We start from the raw sequence: 14,096 nt of genomic DNA on the forward strand, positions 1-14,096 counted from the left end.
CGTTATCACCCAGAAGTGTCACGCGGGCTTACGTTCGGGCTCCGAAACCAAGCGCAGCCGGGGCACCATCCCCGCCTCGGCGAGCGCGTCGACGGCTCGCCGTTCGTCCGCGTCCCACGCCAGGGCGACCGGCGGGCCGAGCAGCACGCTGACCACACAGTCGTGGCACGCGTGGCCCCGCACGGCGCAGCGGTCGCAGTCGACGACCAGCGTGTCGAGGTCCGCCGGATCGATGTCTCCGACGTCGACACCAGTGAGGTCGAACTCACTGCCCTCGACGCTGTCGAGGTCTCGGTCGGCCGGTTCCTCGATGTCGACCCGGTCGGGCGGGTGGTGGTTCGTGTTCTCGGTCACGGGAGGCTCCTCACCGCAAGTCGGCTGTCGTGCTTCCTGGGACGCACGGTAGGAGCCACCACCGACAGTTTCCGTCCCGCCGGACTCAGCCGTCCCCCGGACGGGTCTCAGACGCGGCTCAGACGGCTGACCAGCACCGCCGAGGGAGCCGCGTGCGCACCGGTCGCGCGGACCGAGTCGGCGACGGCCCGGTCGGACGTCGCCACGACCATCGGCCGGCCCTTCGGCTCGGCCGCCACGAGCGAGCGGATCACGTCGTCGGCCAGCACGCCGCGGTCGGAGAACAGCACGCGCACACCGCGCGGCACCGACGCCGGCACGGACAGCACGCCCGCCCCGTCGAACACCACCGTGACCTCGGCACTCGTGCGTGCGGCGAGGGCGGAGAGCTGGTGGATGAGCCGGTCGCGCTGGTCGGCCAGAGCCAGCTCGGGGTAGCCGGTCTTGGTGACGTTGTAGCCGTCGACGATGAGGTGCACGTTGGGCAGCGCGAGGTAGCGGTCGAGCGCGCCGACGTCCTGCACGCGCCCGCCCGGGCCGAGCCCCGACGTCGCGCCGCGCACCATGTCGGCGGGCCGCGCGCCGCGGTCGCCCAGCATCAGCTCGCGGCGCAGGCCGGTCACGGCGCCGTCGATCGTGTCGACGAGCAGCGCCAGGCGCACCTCGTCGGCTTCCCGGGCCTCACGGGCCGACTGACGGGCGATCTCGGCGTCGGCGACCGCTCGCTCCGCCCGCGTGCGCTCGGCCGCCACGCGGCGACGCTCGCGGTCCAGCTGCGCGGTCAGCGCGTCGATCTCCTCGGCCTTCGCGGTGCCGCCGCGCACCACCTCGGCGCGGGCCTCCTCGGCGGCGTCACGGGCCTGACGCAGCTGCACGCCCTGTTCGCGCAGCCGGCGCAGCAGCTTCTCGACCTCGGCCTCGCGTTCGCCGCGGGCGGCCTCCGCGGCGCCGCGCGCCTGGTCCAGTTCCTCCCGCAGCGCGGCCAGCTCCGCCTCGAGCTTCTGGTTTCGCGCGAGCGCGGCGTCGCGTTCGGCCCGCAGCGCCGTCTCTTCCGCGTTCTTCGCGACGAGCCGCACGCGCCCGGCCGCGCCCGACTCCCCCAGCAGCACGGCGGCAGCCGCGCCCACCACGGAATCGGCGGCGTTCGGGTCCAGCGCGTCGGCGCGGTGCTCGCGCAGCCACTCGATCACGGCGGTGCGGAACTGCGCGGAGTCGCCCAGCGCGGCCAGCAACGCCGCGCCGCCCAGCTTCGCGCGCTTCGCGGGCGCGAACTTCGCGACGGGACGCAGCTGCCGCGGCACGTCGGTGGGCGGCAGCTTCGCGACGGCGGTGGCGGCCAGCTCGGCGATGCGCTCGCGCACGGCGTCGGGCAGGCCCGTCCAGGAAGCGGGCTCCGGCGCCGGCGCGTCCGCCTCGGAGATCTCGGCCGCGTCGGTCCCGGCTGACGCGGCGGCCGCGTCAGCCCGCGCCGGCACGGCCGAGGGGCCGACGGCCCCCTCGGGTGCGACCGGATCCACGGGCTGGGGGTGCATTGGTCCAGGGTAGGCCCCGGGGCCGGATCGCGCGCCGTTGGTCACCGGACGTGGGAACCACCCCACCAGGCACCCGCGCCACACCCGTCCCACGGATCGGGCCGTCCGGGATTGTCGGTGGGCGGTCCTAAGGTGCGCGATCATGGACACCCGACCGCGGCCCGGCCAGGCGCAGCTGGCCTTCGACGAGCTGGGCACCCCGTTGCGGGACACCACGTTCGTCGTCTTCGACCTCGAGACCACGGGCACGAAGCCGGGACCGGACGCGATCACCGAGATCGGGGCCGTGAAGGTGCGCGGCGGTGAGGTGGTGGCCGAGTTCGCGACGTTGGTGAACCCGGGTTCACCGATCCCGCCGCAGGTGGTGGAGCTCACGGGCATCACGCAGGCGATGGTCTACGACGCGCCGCGCATCGAGCGCGTGCTGCCCGCGTTCCTCGAGTTCATCTCCGGCGCCGTGCTCGTGGCCCACAACTCGGGGTTCGACACGGGCTTCATGCGGGCCGCGTGCGAGGGCCACGGCTACGTCTGGCCGCGTGCCACGGTGATCTGCACGGTGAAGCTCGCCCGGCGCGTGATCCCGCGTGAGGAGGCCCGCAGCTATCGCCTGTCGAACTTGGCGATGCTGCTCGGCTCCCGCACCCGGCCCACGCACCGCGCGCTCGACGACGCCCGTGCGACCGTCGACGTCCTCCACGCGCTGCTGGAGCGGGTCGGCAACGTCGGCGTGCACACGGTCGAAGAGCTCGTGGACTACCTGCCCGAGGTGACCACCGCGCAGCGGCGCAAACGCCACCTGGCGGCCGACCTGCCGTCGCGGCCCGGCGTGTACCTGTTCCGCGGTCCCCGCGAGGAGGTCCTCTACGTCGGCACCGCGCGAGATCTGCGCCAGCGCGTGCGGCAGTACTTCACGGGGTCGGAGAGCCGCGGGCGCATCCGCGAGATGGTGGCGCTGGCCGAGCGGGTGGAGGCCATCGAGTGCGCCCACTCGCTGGAGGCCGAGATCCGCGAGCTGCGCCTCATCGCGGCCCACCGGCCGATGTACAACCGCCGCTCGAAGAACCCCCACCACGCGTGGTGGGTCGGGCTCACCGACGAGGCCTTCCCACGCCTGTCCGTGGTCCGGCTGCCGCGCGAAGGCACGCTCGGCCCGTTCCGCAGCCAGGCCGACGCCCGCACCGCCGCCGACACGCTCGCGGGCGCCGCCGGGCTGCGCACCTGCACCCTGCGCATCTCGGCCCGCGGCGGCTCGGCCACGCCGTGCGTGCTCGCCGAACTGGGCCGCTGCGGCGCGCCGTGCGCCGGCCGCCAGAGCGTGGCCGACTACTCCCCCGCCGTCACGGCCGCACGCGACCTCATCTCCGGCCAGGACGGCCGTCCCCTGAAGCTCGCCGCGGCCCAGCTCGACCGGCTTTCGGAAGGCCGGCACTACGAGCAGGCCGCCCGGCACCGCGACGAGCTGGCCGACCTCGTGCGCGCCGTCGGCCGATCCCACCGGCAGGCCGCGCTCGCCGGCATCGCCGAGCTCATCGCCGCCAACCCGGACGGCAACGGCGGCTGGGAGCTGTCGGTGATCCGCCACGGCCGGCTGGCGTCCGCCGGCGTCGCCCGCCGTGGCGTGCCGCCGATGCCGGTGGTGGAACACCTCGTCGCCGCCGCGGAAACCGTGCTGCCGGGCGAAGGTCCGTTGCGCGGCGCGTCGGGGGAAGAGGTGGCGGTGCTGCTGCGCTGGCTCGCCCGCCCCGGGGTGCGGCTTGTGCGCACCACGCGCCCGTGGGCCGAACCCACGGCCGTCGCGGGGTGGCGCGGGTGGCTCGATCTCGCGGCGGGTGCGCGGACGCTGGAGCGGGTCGCGGGGTGATGAAGGCTACGATCAGCGCTCGTCGGTACCGCCAGGGAGTGGAGGAACGCTGTGATCACGGCGATCGTGCTGATCAACGTAGAGGCCGAGGAGATCCCGCAGGCCGCGCAGGCGATCGCGGACCTCGAAGGGGTCAACGAGGTCTACTCGTGCGCCGGTGACGTCGACCTGATCGCCACCGTGCGCGTGAAGGCCCACGAGGACCTGGCCGACCTCATCCCCGGCCGCATCGGCAAGGTGAGCGGCGTGCTGGACACCGTCACGCACATCGCGTTCCGCTCGTACTCGCGGGCCGACACGGACTCCGCGTTCGAGATCGGCGTCGAAGGCGCCTGAACCCCGCGCTGCGAAACGACTTCGGAACAGAGCAAGGCCCCTCCACCCGCCGGGTGAAGGGGCCTTCCTCGTTGTCGAGAGCTAGTGCTTGGTACCGACCTCGTGCGACTCCGACTCCGAGCTCTCCAGCTCGGCGTGCCCGTTGCCGTGCGACGCCCGCTCGAGAGCGGCCGACTCCTCCGGCGGGTCCGGGGTCCAGAGCGAACCGGGGACGGCGTGCCCGGCGGTGCCGAGCTTGTTCATCTTCTTCGGCACCGCGGCGCCCTGGTACTCGAGCGGGATCGCGTGGCCGTGGCTGTCCACGCCGCCCAGCGGCTGGTGGACCTCGATGAACTCACCGTGCGGCAGGCGCTTGATGATGCCCGTCTCCACACCGTGCTCCAGCACCTCGCGGTCGGCCCGCTGCAGACCCAGGCAGATCCGGTAGGTGAGGTAGTACGCGATCGGCGGCACGATCAGCACGCCGATGCGGCCGGCCCACGTGGTGGCGTTCAGGGAGATGTCGAACTGGTCGGCGATGATGTCGTTGAAGCCCGACAGCTCGATGACCAGGAAGAACCCGAGCGCCATCATGCCCAGCGCGGTGCGGACCGGTGCGTCGCGCGGCCGCTGGAGCAGGTTGTGGGCCGCGGTGTCCTTCGACAGCTTCCGTTCCAGGAACGGGTACGACAGCAGGAGCCCGATCAGCACCGGCATGCCCACCGCACCCGGGAAGAACACCGCCGGGATCGTGTAGTTCCCGAGGTAGACCTCCCACGCGGGCCAGATGCGCAGCATGCCGTCGGCCCAGGCCATGTAGAAGTCCGGCTGGGAGCCGGCCGACACCATAGACGGGTTGTACGGCCCGAAGTTCCACACCGGGTTGATCTGGAACAGGCCCGACATCAGCGCGATGACACCCACGACCAGCGTGAAGAACGCGCCGCCCTTGAGGGCGAAGTACGGCATGATGCGCACGCCGACGACGTTCGTCTCCTTGCGCCGCACGCCCGGGAACTGCGTGTGCTTCTGGTACCAGACCAGCGCCAGGTGCACACCGACCAGTGCGAGCATGATGCCCGGGATCAGCAGGATGTGCAGCGTGTACAGGCGCGGGATGATCTGGTCGCCCGGGAACTCGCCGCCGAACAGCGCCCAGTGGATCCAGGTGCCGATGACCGGCACCGAGAGGACGATGCCCGACAGGGTCGCGCGGATACCGGTACCGGAGAGCAGGTCGTCCGGGAGCGAGTAGCCGAAGAAGCCTTCGAACATGCCCAGGATCAGCAGCAGGCCACCGATGACCCAGTTGGCCTCACGCGGCTTGCGGAACGCGCCGGTGAAGAAGATCCGGAACATGTGGATCATCATCGAGGCGACGAAGATCAGCGCGGCCCAGTGGTGCAGCTGCCGCACGAACAGGCCGCCGCGCACGTCGAACGAGATGTCCAGTGTGGTCCGGAACGCCTGCGACATCTCGACGCCCTGCAGGTTCTGGAAGCTCCCGTGGTAGGTCACTTCCTGCATGGAGGGGTCGAAGAACAGCGTCAGGTACACACCCGAAAGCAGGATGACGATGAAGCTGTACAGCGCGATCTCGCCCAGCAGGAACGACCAGTGCGTGGGGAAGACCTTGTTCATCTGGTGACGCAGGCCCTTGGCCAGCTTGTACCGCTGGTCCGCGTTGTCCGCGGCCTCGCCGAGGTGCTGCTCGAGCGCGCTCGTGCCCTTCGTGGGCGTGGTGAGTGAACTCATGACTTACGCTCCCAAAAGGCCGGACCGATGGCCTCGATGAAGTCGCCCCGTGCGATCAAGTATCCCTCTGAGTCGACCGTGATCGGCAGCTGTGCCAGCGGCCGCGTCGCCGGGCCGAAGATGGGCTTGGCGTAGTGCAGGGCATCGAACTGCGACTGGTGGCACGGGCAGAGGATGCGGTTCGTGCGCTGCTCGTACAGGGAGGTCGGGCAGCCGACGTGGCTGCAGATCTTCGTGTACGCGTAGTAGTCGCCGAAGTTGAAGTCCTCCTGGCCCTTCCGCTTCACGACGCGCGCGGCGTCGGTGGGGCGCAGCCGGATGAGCATCACCGGGTTGTCGACGCGGGTCAGCGCGGCGGCCAGCGCCTCGCGGTTGCCCGCTTCGGTCTTGCGGTACGGGAACACCGTCTCCATGGCACCGGCGTCGAGGTCCTCGACGCGCAGGAGCGTGACGCCCTGCTCGACGTCCTGGTCCAGGCTGCCGGTGTTGCGGCGCAGGTACACGACCTCACCCGGGTGCTGCGGCTGCCAGCCGGTGTGCCACAGCGAGTTCTCGTTGTCGGTGTCCTTCCACGGGTCCTTGATGAAGGACGCGATGGGCAGGGCGGCGACCGCGAGGCCGAGCGCGCCGGCGCTCGCGCCGACGGTGCGCTTGATCAGCGACCGGCGGGCGATGGTGCTGCGGTTCCCGGCGTCGGCCAGGTGCGCGAGGATCGTGGCGCGGTCGACCTCGGCCGACGGGCCGTCGCTGCGCTGCTGCACGGCCTGCTCCTGCGGCACGAACTTCTTCGTGTACAGGATCACGCCGATACCCAGCGCCAGCACCGCGACGCCGAGCGTGACGCCCAGAGCCGGGGTGTAGAGGCTGTAGGTGGCGTGCCCGCTCGCGTCGCTCGGGTCCTTGTACTCCCACCAGTGCGGCCACGCGATGACCACGACGAACGCCAGGCCCGCGAGTGCGGACAGGGCGAACCAGAACGCCACGAACCGCTGCGCGCGGCGTTCGGCACGGGTGTTCTTGACCGGCCACGGTTCCGGGTAGTCGACGATTTCGACGCCGTCCAGCTGACCGCCCAGCTTCAGCAGCTGATCGCGGTCCATCTCAGCCAGTTCCGCCTCCGAGGGCGGCTGGGGCCCTTCGGCACTCATGCCTTCGATCCAATCCACAGCGTAATGCCGACGAGCGCGGCAATTCCGACGACGAACGCGATGAGGCCTTCGGAGGCGGGACCGAACCCGCCGAGACCGTTGCCACCCGGGTTGTTGTTGCCGTCCGACACCGACTTTACATAAGCGATGATGTCTTTCTTCTCCTCCGGGTTGAGCTGCCGGTCGGAGAATTTCGGCATGTTCTGCGGACCCGTGAGCATCGCGTCGTAAATCTGCTCTTCGGTCGCCGGGTCGAGGTTCGGCGCGTACTTACCCGCAGAGAGCGCGCCACCGCGACCGGTGAAGTTGTGGCACGACGCGCAGTTGAGACGGAACAGCTCGCCACCGCGGGCCGGGTCGCTGCCGCGCAGCGCGGCACCGGTTTCGGCGGGGCGCTGCACGCCGCCGCCGTGGGCCTGCACGAAGGCGCCGACGGCGTCGATCTCGCTCGGCGTCAGCTTCGGCGGCTTGCGCGCGATCTGCGCCTCCTGGCGCGCGGCGGGCATGCGGCCGGACGAGGTCTGGAAGTACACGGCCGCGTCGCCGACGCCGATGAGGCTCGGACCGCGGTCCTGCACGCCCTCGAGGTTCTTGCCGTGGCACTCGATGCAGGTGTTGTTGTAGACCTGCTCACCCTGCCGCAGCAGAGCCGGGTCGCCCTGGGCCTGCGCGGTCTGGGGCTCCGGCGCGAACACGGCGTACAGAGCGCCGGCTCCCACCAGCGCGACACCGAGTGCGAGCACGCCGGCGAAACGCCTGCGCAGCTTCGAACGCGCGCGGAACCGGCGCTCCGGGGACTTCTTGCTGGTGGTCATCTTGCGGCAACCCTTGCTGTCAGTTCAGGCCGATGGTGGTGGCGGCGGGCGGGATCAGGGGAGGATGTAGATCACCGCGAAGAGGCCCACCCACACGATGTCGACGAAGTGCCAGTAGTACGACACGACGATCGCCGAGGTGGCCTGCGCGGGCGTGAACTTGCTGAGCTTCGTGCGGATCAGCAGGTACACGAACGCGATGAGCCCGCCGATCACGTGCAGGCCGTGGAAACCGGTGGCGAGGTAGAACACCGTGCCGAACGGGCCGGACGGGATCGTCAGCCCCTCGTTCACCAGGTTGTGGTACTCGTTGGCCTGGCCCGCGACGAAGATCGCGCCCATGATCAACGTGACGATGTACCAGCGCCGGAGCCCGTAGACGTCCCCGCGCTCCGCGGCGAACACGCCGAACTGGCACGTCAGCGAGGACAGCACCAGGATCACCGTGAACGGGATCGCGTAGGGGATGTTGAGGTGGAATTCCTCGCCGTGCAGGGGCGGCGGCCAAGGCGCGCCGGCCGCGTTCTGCGCCTTGACGGTGAAGAACATGGCGAACAGTCCGGCGAAGAACATCAGTTCGCTGGACAGCCACACGACTGTGCCGACGCTGACCATGTTCGGCCGGTTCAGCGAGTGGACCCGCTGGCTGATGGTGGGAGCTGCCGTTGTCACGGATCGCATTATGTCCTCCCGCGCGGGCACCCCGCCCTTCGGGTCCACGGCGGGTCGTGGGAGCTTCGCATCACACCCGAACCCGGCACAGGCAGGAGCTACTCGTGAGTTTGCTCGGTCGGCTCCGTGACCTGGCCCGAAAGCGCGAAAGTCCCGGTCTGACGCCTGATGCGCCCGGTTTGGCGATCGTCGCGGAGGCGTTCGACCCCGCCGTGGCGGACTCGGCCGTGCTCGCGAATTCACCCGGCTGGGTCGCGTCCGCGCCGGCCGTCTTCGTCCACCACCTGAGCCTGCCGCCCGATCGCGTGGCCGAGGCGGCCGCGATCCTCGCGCAGGACGGGTGGGAGCTGCGGGAGCAAGGCCCCGACGGCGACCGGGTGCTGGTCCACGCCCTGCGGGTGCAGGTGCTGGACGCCCTGCACTGCGCCCAGGAACGCTCGCGGATGGCCGGTCTGGCGCAGCGCCTCGGCGGCGACGCGCTCGGCTGGGACGCGCGGCAACCGGGTGAGTCGCCCACCGCGTCCGCGTGAGATGCATCTCGGCCGATACGATCGCGAAGTTCCACCCGTGACGAGACGGAGGCGTGCTCAATGGGCGAGCAGACGAAGCGGATCCTGGTGTTCAGCCACAAGGCCGAGGTCCGCGACGCGATCATCAACGCCGTCGGCCGGCGGCCCGCCGCCGACCTGGGCCGCGTGGAGTACGTCGAGGCGGCCGGGATCGCCGACGTGCTGTCCGAGGTGGACGCCGGCACCGTCGACCTCGCGATCCTCGACGGCGAGGCCCAGCCCACCGGCGGCATCGGCCTGACCCGCCAGCTCAAGAACGAGATCACCGACTGCCCGCCGATCGTGGTGGCCGTGCGGCGCAAGGACGACCGCTGGCTCGCCACCTGGTCGCAGGCCGACGCCGTGCTGGTGCACCCGCTCGACCCGCTGACCGCGGCGGAGACCGTCGCCGGCGTGCTGCGCGCCGGGCGCGTGCCCGCCGTCAACGGCTGAGCCGGGGATGGGCACCACCCCGGTCCCCCACACCTGGTCCGGCCTGCTGACGCAGCTGATCGGGCGCTCGGACCTGTCCGCGGACGACACGGCCTGGGCCATGGACCAGATCATGTCCGGGGAGGCCTCGCAGGCCCAGATCGCCGGGTTCGCGATCGCGTTGCGCGCCAAGGGCGAGACGCCGGCGGAGATCTCCGGCATGGCCGAGGCGATGCTGGCGCACGCGCGCCGCATCGAGCTGGACGCGCCCGCCGTCGACATCGTCGGCACGGGCGGCGACCGGTCCAATTCGGTCAACATCTCCACGATGGCGACGATCGTCACAGCGGCCGCGGGCGCGCCCGTGGCCAAGCACGGCAACCGGAGCGCGTCGTCGAAGTCCGGCGCGGCCGACGTGCTGGAGACGCTGGGCGTCGCGATCGACCTGCCGCCTGAGGCCGTGCACCGGTCGCTGCGGGAGATCGGCATCGGGTTCTGCTTCGCGCCCGCGTTCCACCCGGCGTTCCGCCACACCGGCCCGCCGCGGCGCGAGCTGGGCGTGCCGACGACGTTCAACCTGCTCGGCCCGCTCACGAACCCGGCGCAACCGCGCAGCGCGCTGATCGGCTGCGCCTACGCGGACAAGACCCGCGTGCTGGCGGAAGTGTTCGCACAGCGCGGTTTCTCGGTGCTCGTGGCCCGCGGCGACGACGGCCTCGACGAGATCACCACCACCACGACCACGTCGGTCTGGGTGGTCTCGGACGGCACCGTGACCGAACGCAGCTTCGATCCCGGCGCACTCGGGATCCCGCGCGCCACGGCCGAGGACCTGCGCGGTGGCGACGCGACGGCCAACGCCGAAGTGGTGCGCCAGCTCGTGGCCGGCAAGACCGGCCCGGTGCGCGACGCCGTGGTGCTCAACGCGGCGGCCGCACTCGCCGCGTTCCGGGGCTTCTCCGGCTCGCTGGAGGACGACCTGGCCATCGGGCTGGAGCAGGCCAACCGCGCCATCGACTCCGGCGCGGCGGCGGCCCTGCTGGAGCGCTGGATCGCGTACTCCTCCGCGTCTCGCTGACTCGGACCCGACGAAGGCGGCATCGGAATCTTTCCGGTGCCGCCTTCGTTGTCTGCGGAAGTGGCGCGGTGGAAAAGCGGCTCAGGAGCCCTGGAAGGCCGCGCGGTAGGCGCTCGGGGTGGTTGCCCGCAGGCGGGTGAACTGGTGGCGCAGCGCGGCCGCTGAGGCGTAGCCACAGGCCGCGGCGATGTCTTCGACGGACAGCCGGCCCTCCTCCAGCAACGCCTGCGCGCGGTCGAGCCGGCGTTCGGTGAGCCAGCGGTGCGGGGTGGTGCCCGTGGCGGCGGAGAAGCGGCGCAGGAACGTCCGCTCCCCCAGCCCGCTGCGGCGCGCGAGCTCCGCGACGGTGAACGGCCGGTCCAGCCGTCGTTCCACCCACTCCAGGGCTTCGGCGACCACGGTGTCGTCCGGCGCAGCGGTGGCCGGCAGCGGAGCCTCGACGAACTGCGCCTGCCCGCCGGCGCGGTGCGGGGCCGCCACCATTCGCCGCGCGAGCGTGGTGGCCGCCGCGACGCCGCGCAGCCGCCGCACGAGGTGCAGGCACAGGTCCACGGCCGCGACGGTGCCCGCGCTGGTCGACACGCCGTCGTCGTCCTCGTAGAGCGCCTGGGGGTTCACCACGGCCTTCGGGAAGAGCCGGCGGAAGTCCTGTTCGTACACCCAGTGGACGGTGCAGCGGCGGCCGTCGAGCAGGCCCGCGTAGCCGAGGGAGAACACGCCGGCGCAGAAACCGGCGACCCACGCGCCGCGCGCCCGGGCGTCGCGGAGGATTTCCAGAACCGGTTCCGGCGGCGCGACGGTGCGTGGTTCGCACGTCGGCACGATCAGCAGATCGGCCGTCGCGGCGAAGTCCAATCCGGACAGCCCGGTCAGTCCGAAGCCGGACCAGGTGTCCACGGTGTGGTTTTCGGGCCCCTTCGGCGAGCAGACGCCGAACTCCCAGCCCTCGATGCCGTCCGCGCTGCGGTCGGTGCCGAACACCTCACAAGCGACACCCAGCTCGAACGGCGAGACCCGGTCGGCCAGCACCACCGCGACCCGTTGCACGTCCATGCACCCCAGGGTGTCACAAGTTTTGCGGTCGTTGTCATCTCTGACACTGGTCGCACAGGGCTCGCGGGCCGAATCTGTGCCGTATGAGAAACCCCGAAACCCGCCCGGTCCTGCAGTGGTCGGCCGCCATGGCCTTGTCGGGCACGATCGGCGCGGTCGTGCTGGAAAGCGGTGCCGCCGCGCCCGCCGTCGCGTTCGCCCGCTGTCTCGTCGGCGGTGTCCTGCTCGTGGTGTGGTGCCTGGCCCGCGGCTACTTCCGCGGCTGGCACCCGACGCGGCGCGACCTGCTGCTGGCCGCACTCGGCGGCGTGCTGCTGGTGGCCAACTGGGTGCTGCTGTTCACCTCGTACGCGCTGTCGTCGATCGGCGTGAGCACGGTCGTCTACCACACGCAGCCGCTCATCCTGGTCGGTCTGGCGGCGGCGTTCCTCGGTGAAAAAGTCGCGAAGACGCACCTGGCGCGGGCGGGCGTCGCGTTCGCCGGTGTGGTGGTGATCTCCCTCTCGGCCCACGGCGGGCAACCGGTGCGGTTCGCGGGGATCGCGCTCGCGCTGGGTGCGGCGGTGCTCTACGCCGGCACGTCGTTCGTGGCCAAGCAGCTCACCCACGTGCGCCCGCACCTGCTCGCGGCGGTGCAGCTGGCGGTGGGAACGGTGCTGCTGGCCCCGGCGCTGGCGTTCACGCCGCTACCGCACTCGGTTCCGGGGCTGCTGTGGCTGGTGCTGCTCGGCACCGTGCACACGGCGGTGATGTACGTGCTGATGTACGCGAGCATCGGCAAGCTGCCCACCACGACGGTGGCGCTGCTGTCCTACCTGTACCCGGTGGTCGCGGTGGTGGTGGACGTGCTGGCGTTCGGCCACCGGCTGTCGTGGCCGGAGGGCCTGGGAATGCTGGCGGTGCTCGCCGCCGCGCTGGCACCCCAGCGCGGCGGCAGGCCCCGGTCACGAACGACCGGGGAAAGCGTCACTCGTGGTTCGGACCCGTGTGGTACTCGAACACCAGCCCGCCCACGGCGATGAGCAGGGCGACGAGCGCCATGACCAGCAGCCAGATGTGGAAGAACGCGAGCGCGAGACCGCCCAGCGCGGCCGAGGCCGCCATGGCGATCGGCCAGTAGCTGCCCGGGCTGAAGAAGCCGAGCTCGCCCGCACCGTCGCTGATCTCGGCGTCCTCGCGGTCCTCGGGGCGCGGTTCGATCCGGCGGGACACGAACTGCATGTAGCTGCCCGCGAGGAACGCGAGACCACCGGTCAGGAAGAGCGAGACGATGCCGACGGGCTCGGCCTTCTGGTCGGTCGCGTAGAGGGCGGTCATGACCCAGTAGATGACGGCCATGACGACGGCGAACGCCGCCACCAGGTAGAAAATCCGGGCTTCGACCTTCATGGGACTTTCTCCCCTACTCCTCTGGTTCGCCGGAACCGGTCAGTTGGACGCGGTGCGCGCGGTGCGGTCGGTGTTGAACGGCTGCGTGGTCACCGCGTGCGGGGTGCACAGCTCGCCGCAGTTCATCGCCGCCAGCGCCTCGGAAGCCGTGTTCGGCTGGCCCGTCTTCGGGTTCGTTTCCGTGCGCAGCTTGATGTACTGGTCGTACTTGTCCGGCGAGAGGGCGCGGACCTCGAAGTTCATCACCGAGTGGTACGTGCCGCAGAGCTCCGCGCACCGGCCGACGAAGGAGCCTTCGCGGTCGATCGAGTTCTGGAAGGAGCTGTCCTGGTTGTTCTTCTCGGGGTCCGGGAAGACGTCGCGCTTGAAGTGGAACTCCGGGACCCAGAACGAGTGGATGACGTCGGTGGACCGCAGGCGGTACTCGATCGTCTTGTTCGTGGGGAGCACCAGCAGCGGGATCTCGCCGGAGGAACCGACGGTGCTGACCTGGGTGCCGTCCGGGCGCTTCGCGTTCGCGTCGTCGTACTTGAACTCCCAGTTCCACTGGAAGGCCACCACGTCGACGGTCACGTCCGGGTTGGGCTTCTTGTCCAGGACGTCGCTCTCGGTCGTCGCCGTGAAGAAGAACAGGACGCAGACCATGATCGTCGGGACGACGACCGTGAAGATCTCGAGCGGGATGTTGTACTGGAACTGACGCGGGAGGTCCTCGGGACCCTCGACCGCGGAGTTCTTCTTCTTGCGGTGGAACGTCGCGGTCCAGAAGATCAGGGCCCACACGATGACACCGACGGCAAGAGCCGCGATGACCGTCCACGTCCACAGGTTGCGCATCTCGTCGGCCTGCGGGGTGACACCCACCGGCCAGCCGAAGCGGAGGATCTCGTCCCCGGAGCAGCCCGTCGCGGTCAGCGCCACCAGCGCGGCCAGCGCAGCTACGCGGCCGACACGCTTACCCCTGTGGGTGCGCGCTGGTTTTCCCACTGCGCCTCGCCCTTTCACCCAGAGCCTCCTCGACCGATCTTCGTGACAGGCGGAGCCTAGCCGAGTTCACGGTTCCCGCTGTCCAAGGGGTGACCACAACGCGCGCGCGTCCACCCGATGCGGTCCGCGGTGCACGGTTCGCGGCATACTGTGCCCT

The 14,096-nt window shown here is 70.9% G+C and carries 15 protein-coding genes; 6 read left to right on the forward strand and 9 right to left on the reverse strand.

Going from position 1 to position 14,096, the window contains the following annotated elements; translation table 11 throughout:
- Positions 1-18: 18 nt before the first annotated feature.
- A complete protein-coding gene (locus AB0K15_RS29745) occupies positions 19-234 on the reverse strand; it encodes a hypothetical protein (protein ID WP_364057651.1) in 216 nt (71 codons plus the stop codon).
- A 227-nt stretch (positions 235-461) separates the two neighbouring features.
- Positions 462-1,886 (reverse strand): NYN domain-containing protein, encoded by a 1,425-nt coding sequence (locus AB0K15_RS29750; protein WP_364057543.1) that lies wholly within the window; start codon positions 1,884-1,886, stop codon positions 462-464.
- 142 nt (positions 1,887-2,028) lie between these two features.
- On the opposite strand from AB0K15_RS29750, the gene AB0K15_RS29755 reads away from it, so the two are divergent.
- Entirely contained in the window at positions 2,029-3,747 is a 1,719-nt protein-coding gene (locus tag AB0K15_RS29755; RefSeq protein WP_364057546.1) for a DEDD exonuclease domain-containing protein, read from the forward strand.
- A 51-nt stretch (positions 3,748-3,798) separates the two neighbouring features.
- Positions 3,799-4,083 carry an Lrp/AsnC ligand binding domain-containing protein gene (locus tag AB0K15_RS29760; RefSeq protein ID WP_220237955.1) on the forward strand — a complete coding sequence of 95 codons (285 nt, stop codon included), beginning with the start codon at positions 3,799-3,801 and terminating at the stop codon, positions 4,081-4,083.
- Between the two features lie 81 nt (positions 4,084-4,164).
- Here AB0K15_RS29760 and AB0K15_RS29765 read toward each other — a convergent pair whose 3' ends face one another.
- From AB0K15_RS29765 to AB0K15_RS29780, 4 genes are read right to left on the reverse strand one after another with little or no spacing between them, the layout of a single operon-like run.
- Positions 4,165-5,817: a cytochrome bc complex cytochrome b subunit gene (locus AB0K15_RS29765; protein WP_364057549.1), complete on the reverse strand. Its 1,653-nt coding sequence runs from the start codon at positions 5,815-5,817 to the stop codon at positions 4,165-4,167.
- Positions 5,814-6,965 (reverse strand): ubiquinol-cytochrome c reductase iron-sulfur subunit, encoded by a 1,152-nt coding sequence (locus AB0K15_RS29770; RefSeq protein WP_364057552.1) that lies wholly within the window; start codon positions 6,963-6,965, stop codon positions 5,814-5,816. Before AB0K15_RS29770 ends, AB0K15_RS29765 begins: the two co-directional genes overlap by 4 nt.
- The gene (locus tag AB0K15_RS29775; RefSeq protein ID WP_364057554.1) at positions 6,962-7,780 is read right to left on the reverse strand and encodes a c-type cytochrome; all 819 of its coding nucleotides are present in this window, start codon (positions 7,778-7,780) and stop codon (positions 6,962-6,964) included. Before AB0K15_RS29775 ends, AB0K15_RS29770 begins: the two co-directional genes overlap by 4 nt.
- Before the next feature lie 54 nt (positions 7,781-7,834).
- Positions 7,835-8,461, reverse strand: a complete 627-nt coding sequence (locus AB0K15_RS29780; protein WP_285969328.1) for a heme-copper oxidase subunit III — start codon at positions 8,459-8,461, stop codon at positions 7,835-7,837.
- Between the two features lie 95 nt (positions 8,462-8,556).
- Between AB0K15_RS29780 and AB0K15_RS29785 the strand changes: the two genes are divergently transcribed.
- Genes AB0K15_RS29785 through trpD form a run of 3 tightly spaced genes read left to right on the forward strand, consistent with a single transcriptional unit; the run spans position 8,557 to position 10,510 of the window.
- Positions 8,557-8,982 (forward strand): hypothetical protein, encoded by a 426-nt coding sequence (locus AB0K15_RS29785; RefSeq protein WP_364057557.1) that lies wholly within the window; start codon positions 8,557-8,559, stop codon positions 8,980-8,982.
- A gap of 60 nt (positions 8,983-9,042) precedes the next feature.
- Complete coding sequence (locus tag AB0K15_RS29790) at positions 9,043-9,453, forward strand: hypothetical protein (protein WP_354863944.1); 411 nt, start codon at positions 9,043-9,045, stop codon at positions 9,451-9,453.
- A 7-nt stretch (positions 9,454-9,460) separates the two neighbouring features.
- On the forward strand, positions 9,461-10,510 hold the full coding sequence (gene trpD, locus AB0K15_RS29795) for an anthranilate phosphoribosyltransferase (RefSeq protein WP_364057560.1): 1,050 nt from the start codon (positions 9,461-9,463) through the stop codon (positions 10,508-10,510).
- 81 nt (positions 10,511-10,591) lie between these two features.
- On the opposite strand, the gene AB0K15_RS29800 is transcribed toward trpD, so the two are convergent.
- Positions 10,592-11,563, reverse strand: coding sequence for a helix-turn-helix domain-containing protein (locus AB0K15_RS29800; protein WP_364057563.1), 972 nt, complete (start codon positions 11,561-11,563; stop codon positions 10,592-10,594).
- Between the two features lie 83 nt (positions 11,564-11,646).
- Between AB0K15_RS29800 and AB0K15_RS29805 the strand changes: the two genes are divergently transcribed.
- Entirely contained in the window at positions 11,647-12,585 is a 939-nt protein-coding gene (locus AB0K15_RS29805; protein WP_364057566.1) for a DMT family transporter, read from the forward strand.
- On the opposite strand, the gene AB0K15_RS29810 is transcribed toward AB0K15_RS29805, so the two are convergent.
- Together AB0K15_RS29810 and AB0K15_RS29815 are read right to left on the reverse strand one after the other, a co-directional pair.
- Positions 12,530-12,952: a cytochrome c oxidase subunit 4 gene (locus AB0K15_RS29810; RefSeq protein ID WP_364057569.1), complete on the reverse strand. Its 423-nt coding sequence runs from the start codon at positions 12,950-12,952 to the stop codon at positions 12,530-12,532. The genes AB0K15_RS29805 and AB0K15_RS29810 overlap by 56 nt on opposite strands.
- Before the next feature lie 39 nt (positions 12,953-12,991).
- A complete protein-coding gene (locus tag AB0K15_RS29815) occupies positions 12,992-13,939 on the reverse strand; it encodes a cytochrome c oxidase subunit II (RefSeq protein ID WP_364057572.1) in 948 nt (315 codons plus the stop codon).
- Between the last annotated feature and the right edge of the window lie 157 nt (positions 13,940-14,096).

Origin of the sequence: Amycolatopsis sp. NPDC049253, assembly GCF_040678995.1 — a bacterium.
Taxonomy (GTDB): domain Bacteria; phylum Actinomycetota; class Actinomycetes; order Mycobacteriales; family Pseudonocardiaceae; genus Amycolatopsis.